This window comes from Pseudarthrobacter sp. C4D7 (assembly GCF_013359725.1).
In the GTDB taxonomy this organism is placed as follows: domain Bacteria; phylum Actinomycetota; class Actinomycetes; order Actinomycetales; family Micrococcaceae; genus Arthrobacter.
Genome location: NZ_JABFMW010000052.1, coordinates 1 through 4633 on the forward strand (window position 1 = coordinate 1; position 4633 = coordinate 4633).

Annotated in this window: 5 protein-coding genes; 2 read left to right on the forward strand and 3 right to left on the reverse strand. The window is 67.3% G+C overall.

The features are described 5' to 3' along the window. Both HNO81_RS19770 and HNO81_RS19775 read right to left on the reverse strand, forming a co-directional pair. Positions 1-1838, reverse strand: a 1838-nt coding sequence (locus HNO81_RS19770; RefSeq protein WP_175319793.1) for a S1 family peptidase, incomplete at its 3' end; no start/stop codon positions are given. Positions 1839-1927: 89 nt separating this feature from the next. Next, positions 1928-2647, reverse strand: coding sequence for a tyrosine-protein phosphatase (locus HNO81_RS19775; protein WP_175319794.1), 720 nt, complete (start codon positions 2645-2647; stop codon positions 1928-1930). 141 nt (positions 2648-2788) lie between these two features. Between HNO81_RS19775 and HNO81_RS19780 the strand changes: the two genes are divergently transcribed. Next, on the forward strand, positions 2789-3637 hold the full coding sequence (locus tag HNO81_RS19780; protein ID WP_175319795.1) for an SGNH/GDSL hydrolase family protein: 849 nt from the start codon (positions 2789-2791) through the stop codon (positions 3635-3637). Here the strand turns inward: HNO81_RS19780 and HNO81_RS19785 are convergent. Next, the gene (locus HNO81_RS19785; RefSeq protein ID WP_175319796.1) at positions 3622-4278 is read right to left on the reverse strand and encodes a GNAT family N-acetyltransferase; all 657 of its coding nucleotides are present in this window, start codon (positions 4276-4278) and stop codon (positions 3622-3624) included. The two genes, HNO81_RS19780 and HNO81_RS19785, sit on opposite strands and share 16 nt — an antisense overlap. Before the next feature lie 71 nt (positions 4279-4349). Between HNO81_RS19785 and HNO81_RS19790 the strand changes: the two genes are divergently transcribed. Further along, positions 4350-4583 carry a DUF6480 family protein gene (locus HNO81_RS19790; RefSeq protein WP_175319797.1) on the forward strand — a complete coding sequence of 78 codons (234 nt, stop codon included), beginning with the start codon at positions 4350-4352 and terminating at the stop codon, positions 4581-4583. Positions 4584-4633: the final 50 nt, after the last annotated feature.

Below are 4633 nucleotides of genomic sequence, written 5' to 3' on the forward strand. Positions count from 1 at the left end.
GGGCTGACCGGCGGGGCGGGGCTGACCGGCGGGGCGGGCGGTGCTGCTGCCTCAATTTCAAAGCCGGCGGCACCCGACCTGCTGTAGCCGTTCACGGTTTCCGCGGTGAACCGCAGATTGTCCGTCCCTTGCGGAGCCGTGAAGGTCCAGTTGCCGGCGGCATCCACGGGCACCTCGAACGGGTCCTTGCCGTGGAGTGTGATCCGGACCGTGGATCCGGCGGCAACGGCAGACGCGGGTGCCGCGGGGACCTGCCCGCCGATGGCCTGTCCCGGCTGGTATGTTCCACCCGGCCCGGGAGAGGTGAGCGCGGGCTTGTTCAGGAACAGTTCCAGTTGGTAGCCGGGAATCACCGTCAGGGCGTCTTCCAGGGTGGCGGCGATGGCACGCGTCTGCACGCCGTTCACGCTTTCAGCCCCGGTATGGGTGCCAACGGCGAAGTTTCCACTGATCCAGGGGCCGCCGGAGTCGCCTCCTGCCGACCTGACCGTGGACGAGTCAAAGGCGCGGACCGGGCGGAGATCATTGTCGTAATTGGGCGGAACACTCTTTGCGCCGGGCATCATCCAGATGCCCACCGCGTCCACCGTGCCGCATTTCCATCCGGACGTCCGCCCGGACCTGCACACGTCCTGGCCTTGGAAAGGTGCCGCGGTTCCCACAATTTTGACCGGATCCGGCGTCGTGGGGTTGTCCCAGGTGGACGTTGCCGGCGTGGGGTCCACTGACGGTGTGATGTCCTGGATCACGGCGATGTCGGTCCCCGGTACGGATCCGTCCGTTGCCGCAGAGTTCCCGGGCCCGCCAAACTGGCTGAACCCGAAGGCGCCGAGCGGTGAGAGTGGAGGCAACGGCTGGGGCGTGGTGGCGCCGGGTCCGCTTGCGGGCGCCCAGGATGGCGGCTCCACCGCTGCGTGCCGTGCCAGCCCGTCCTCGGCGCAGTGCCCTGCCGTCAGGACGACCGGAAGGCCGGCCGGGTTGAACCCGCTGAAACCGGCGGAGCAGATGGCGAGGTTGTCGGCGTAGTAGCCTTGGCCGCCCAGGAGGTCGCCCTCGGTTTTGACGGCTGCACCCTTTTCCAGTGTGACGTTGGCATACCGCGCCACGAATTGTGCCGGCGTCATTTTGCCGGGTGCGGATGGCTGGGCGGCTGCGGTGCCCGGCTGGTTGGCCGGGGTCACGGACTCGGCGGTGTTGACGGACCCCGTCCGGATGACGAAGTGCCCACCGGTGTAGGCAATTGCCTGCAGGCCCCGGGCGCCGACATCCCGGATGTATGCCTGGTACAGCTGGTCGAGGTTGCCGGCGAGCAGTGCCGGCCCTTCCGGGGACGGATCCTGCAGCGCCGGGGATCCAGTGGCTGGCGCGGGCGTTGACGGAATCCCTGCCGCCGGCGGAACCAGGACGAAGATGGCAGGACCGGCGCCGTTCAAGTTATCCACGGCCGCCCGGAGTTCGGGGCCGGCACCGTCCACCCTGATGGTGCCGGCGTCCAGGCTGATACCCACAAAGCCGGGCTGGGCCTGCAGGATGGGTGCGGCCTCCGCAGCCCGTCGGCCCACTTCACCGGCTGCATTGAATTCGGCCAGGCTGATGCCAAGGTCCCGCCGGAGCGCTTCGGCAAGGCCCGCGCTCGACGGTCCTGCAGAAACAGGCGGCGCAGCCGCGGCGGCGGAGGGGGCCGCTCCCCCGGCGGGCGTGCCTGGGACGTGGGGCGCGGGTGCCACGCTGGGTCCGTCCGGGCCGGCCGGTGCCGGAACAGCCAACGCGGGGGAAGCAGACAGGCCGAAGGACAGCACGACACCGGCCAGGGTTCCTGCAGCAGAAATTCTCTTCATCGCGTTCGCCGTTCAACTCATCCACGCCAGGTTCAGGCGCCCTGCGACTGCGGCCCCGCCAGTATCCGGGACCACATCAGTAACTTAAGTCACAAGGGTATCTTTCGGCCCGCCAACGCGGAAACGGACTCCAGCTCTGCCTGCCGCAAACCGTGCGCCAGCAGGAAGCTGCGCGTGCGGAGTCCGCGGACGAATTCCACCACTGCGAGCCCGCGCCGCTCCAGCAGGGGCTCCAGCTCAGCTTCGGCCAGGTAGCGCTCCCTGCTGTGTGGCGGGCCGTGGGTCCGGTAGCGCTCGTTGATGCCGCGGGCGGCCCGCCGGTAGCCCTCGGCGATTGCTTCATCGGAGTCGCCCGCCAGGTCCTGGACCATGGCCGCCACCATTCCGCTGCGGTCGCGGCCGGCGGCGCAGTGCACCACCACGTCCCCCTTGGGTGCTGCGGTGGCGATGGCCCGGAAGACGCCCACCAGTTTGCGGGGAAAAAGCCGTGCATTCTCGGCGTAGTGCGCGGGATCGTTCAGGTAGGGACCGGTGACGGCCGTAAAACGCGGATCACCAGCTTCCTCCGTGGGTGCCTGCACCACGTCAATGCCTGCCCAGGCCGTGTCAGGCACCTCCGGGTCACTGGTCCGGCGCTGCGCCTCAGCTGCATTGCGCAGGTCCACAACGGTGCGGACGCCGTCGTCGAACGCTTGCCGCCAGCCTCCTTCCGTCAGCCACTCGCGCCGCCCCATCCGGTAGATCCCGCCGGAAATGTGCCAGGCGTTGACGGCGCCGTCCCAGTCGACAGGCGTGCCCTTGTCACTCATCCGCACAGCTAATCACACGTCCCTGGACAAGGTCACTGCACAGCATCGAAAAATCCACCACGGCACAAAGGCCTGCTGGACTGTGCCGGGTGGCAATACTGTGGCACGTACGCACCTGCGCGATGATCAAAGGGGAAATTCATGGCAAGTCAAGCAGTACAGCGGCGCCGTCCGGCTTTCGCAGCCGCCCTCGCAGCCCTGGCAATCACCGCCGGCATGGCAGCGGCCCCGGCCCAGGCCGTGGACAAAACGAAATACATTGCACTGGGAGACTCTTATGCCGCCGGGCAAGGAGCCGGCCCCTACCTGGACACCTGCTATCGCAGCGACAACGCCTATTCAGAGCTCGCGGGCGCGGACAAGGCCATCAAACTGGTGGTCAACGCTGCGTGCAGCGGGAAGACCACCTGGGATGTGGTGAACACCCAGCTTCGGCAGCTGAACAAGAGCACGGAACTGGTGACCATCACCGCGGGCGGCAACAACATCGGCTTCGGGGACATCATCAACTATTGCGGAGTCGTCCTGGCGCAACTCCCACCGGCTTCTGAATGTGGCAGTGCCCTCGGCCGGGCGCAAATACAGCTTCAGAGCGGCCAGCTAAAAAATGACCTGCTTGCGATGATCCAGAGCGTGCGGGCGGCAGCGCCAAACGCCAGGATTGTGGTGACCGGCTATCCGTACCTCCTGGACCCAATCCCGGCAGGGATGACCGACCCGGCAGCACAGTTCATCTACACCGCCACCGACCTGGCGAATCGGCTGGACGATACGATCGACGCTGCGGCGAAGGATGCCGACGCCTCCACTGCCGGGGACCCTAAAGTGCAGTACGTCGATGTGCGGGCCGCCTTCCTCGGCCACGGCGCTTTGTCGCCAGAACCGTGGATCAACCTTGGCCCCGCGCCCGATGGCTTCCACCCGAACGCCGCGGGCTACCAGGCCTACTTCGCTGCGCTGAGCAGTTCGGGCGTCTACTCCGCTCCCTGAGCACGGTCAGCGCCCAGGGTGCGCTCCGCTCCCTGGGCGCGGCGGGCCAGCCGGTATTCCAGTCCGGCACGCACCGCGGGCCATTCATGGTCCAGGATGGAGAACACCACGGTATCCCGCAGGTTTCCGTCGCTGGTCCGTGAATGGCTGCGGAGCACGCCGTCCTGCTTGGCTCCCAGCCGGGCGATGGCCTCCCGCGACTGGTGGTTGAGCCAATGCGTCCTGAACTCCACGGCGGGGCAGCCGATGGTTTCGAAGGCGTGACGGAGCAGCAGGAGCTTCGAGTCGGGGTTGGTGCCCGTCCCCTGCACGGAGGCCGCGTTCCAGGTTGAGCCGATCTCGACGCGGGGAGTCGCGGCGTCGATGTTCATGTACGTGGTCATGCCGACGATGCGGCCGGGCCCGCCGGTGCCTGGATCGATGAGCCGGGTGGTGAAGGGCAACATGGACCCCTGATCCTGCAGGGTAAGCCGCCGCCGGATTTCAGCCGCCATGGCATCCGGCGCAGGCACCGACGTGTACCAGAGCCTCCACAGTTCGCCGTCCCTGGCCGCGTCCACCAACCCGTCGTGGTGTGCCACGGCGAGCGGCTCCAGGATTACATGGCGGCCGGTCAGGGTAAGGGGTTCAAGGAAAGTCACTGCACCAGCCTAGGACCAATCACCGGGGCCGGTTACGCTGGGAAAACCAGACTTCAAGCAAGGGAGCCAACGTGTCGGGAACCAATCCGGATCCGGAAGACGACAAGATCACGGGCCTGGAGCCCGGCGGCGGCGTGCCTCCGGGAGAGACTCCGCCGGGCGAGGGTTCCGTGGCAGGAACGCAGGAGCCCCGACAGCCCGGTTCGGGCCGGGGGCAGCAGATCTTCTGGCTGGCGGCCATCGGCGCGGGCGTCCTGCTGTTCCTGCTGTTCTTCATCGGCTACATCGTGGGTTTCTTCGACTAGGGCGTGTCTCCTAAACCTGGGTTGGTTTAGGCGGGATGCTTGATGGGTGT